Source organism: Companilactobacillus futsaii JCM 17355, from assembly GCF_001435505.1.
GTDB lineage: Bacteria > Bacillota > Bacilli > Lactobacillales > Lactobacillaceae > Companilactobacillus > Companilactobacillus futsaii.
Genome location: NZ_AZDO01000144.1, coordinates 1,708 through 2,865, shown reverse-complemented (window position 1 = coordinate 2,865; position 1,158 = coordinate 1,708). Strand labels below are relative to the sequence as shown.

The window sequence follows — 1,158 nt, the reverse complement described above, 5'->3', positions numbered from 1 at the left end:
TCTTAACTTTTCTTTATTTTTCCAAAGTGGCTAACTTGTTCTTGCAATTTGCGAATGGGAACAGTGTGCAAAATATGTGCAAGAAAACAAAAAATGAACCTGACTAATAAACTTTTGAAAACAATAAAAAAGCTCAAACTGTTGATACAACAACAATTTGAGCTAACTGATATTTGGTTTTACAAAGCTTCTGAAAACCGTCTAATACCGGTGATCGGGGTCGAACCGATACTCCCTAGTGGGAACAGGATTTTGAATCCTGCGCGTCTGCCAATTCCGCCACACCGGCATATCTCTATGCCTGATTATTTAAGCATAACCAAAGGCGGTAACCGGATTTGAACCGGTGATGAAGGTTTTGCAGACCTCTGCCTTACCACTTGGCTATACCGCCATATTCTTTTTTTACAGCAATTGGGTTAGCTGGATTCGAACCAGCGCATGACGGAGTCAAAGTCCGTTGCCTTACCGCTTGGCTATAACCCAATAAAGGGCGGTATGTGGGAGTCGAACCCACGTGTGCCGGTGCCACAAACCGGTGTGTTAACCACTTCACCAATACCGCCATGATAAAAGGTAGAAACAGGGATAGTAGGAATTGAACCCACACCGACGGTTTTGGAGACCGTAGTTCTACCTTTAAACTATATCCCTAAATATGGAGGGGAGTGGATTCGAACCACCGAACCCGAAGGAGCGGATTTACAGTCCGCCGCGTTTAGCCAGACTTCGCTACCCCTCCAAAATGGCGCGGGACGGAATCGAACCGCCGACACATGCAGCTTCAATGCATTGCTCTACCGACTGAGCTACCGAGCCATTAACGGTCCCTGCGGGAATCGAACCCGCGATCTCCTGCGTGACAGGCAGGCGTCCTAACCAACTAGACCAAGGAACCAGATTTAATTTTTTCAAGACAAATTGCGGGAGCAGGATTTGAACCTACGACCTTCGGGTTATGAGCCCGACGAGCTACCAGACTGCTCCATCCCGCGATAATAAAAATATCACATGCTACCCACTAAGGAGGATGTGGGATTCGAACCCACGCGCCGCTTTCGCGACCTGACGGTTTTCAAGACCGTTCCCTTAAGCCGGACTTGGGTAATCCTCCATTGCTTAATACGTAAAGCTATTTAATTCTTGATGACTAGCATC

10 tRNA genes are annotated in these 1,158 nt (G+C 47.0%); all 10 read right to left on the bottom strand.

What is annotated here, in order from left to right:
- Positions 1-205: 205 nt before the first annotated feature.
- Positions 206-289 (bottom strand) — tRNA-Leu (locus FC88_RS11840).
- A gap of 34 nt (positions 290-323) precedes the next feature.
- A tRNA-Cys gene (locus tag FC88_RS11835) sits at positions 324-394 on the bottom strand.
- 20 nt (positions 395-414) lie between these two features.
- Positions 415-486 (bottom strand) — tRNA-Gln (locus FC88_RS11830).
- A gap of 6 nt (positions 487-492) precedes the next feature.
- Positions 493-565 (bottom strand) — tRNA-His (locus tag FC88_RS11825).
- An 18-nt stretch (positions 566-583) separates the two neighbouring features.
- Positions 584-654, bottom strand: a tRNA-Trp gene (locus tag FC88_RS11820).
- A 5-nt stretch (positions 655-659) separates the two neighbouring features.
- A tRNA-Tyr gene (locus tag FC88_RS11815) sits at positions 660-742 on the bottom strand.
- Positions 743-746: 4 nt separating this feature from the next.
- A tRNA-Phe gene (locus tag FC88_RS11810) sits at positions 747-819 on the bottom strand.
- A gap of 5 nt (positions 820-824) precedes the next feature.
- Positions 825-898: transfer RNA gene (locus FC88_RS11805), tRNA-Asp, on the bottom strand.
- Positions 899-921: 23 nt separating this feature from the next.
- Positions 922-995 (bottom strand) — tRNA-Met (locus FC88_RS11800).
- A gap of 29 nt (positions 996-1,024) precedes the next feature.
- Positions 1,025-1,114 (bottom strand) — tRNA-Ser (locus FC88_RS11795).
- Positions 1,115-1,158 lie beyond the last annotated feature (44 nt).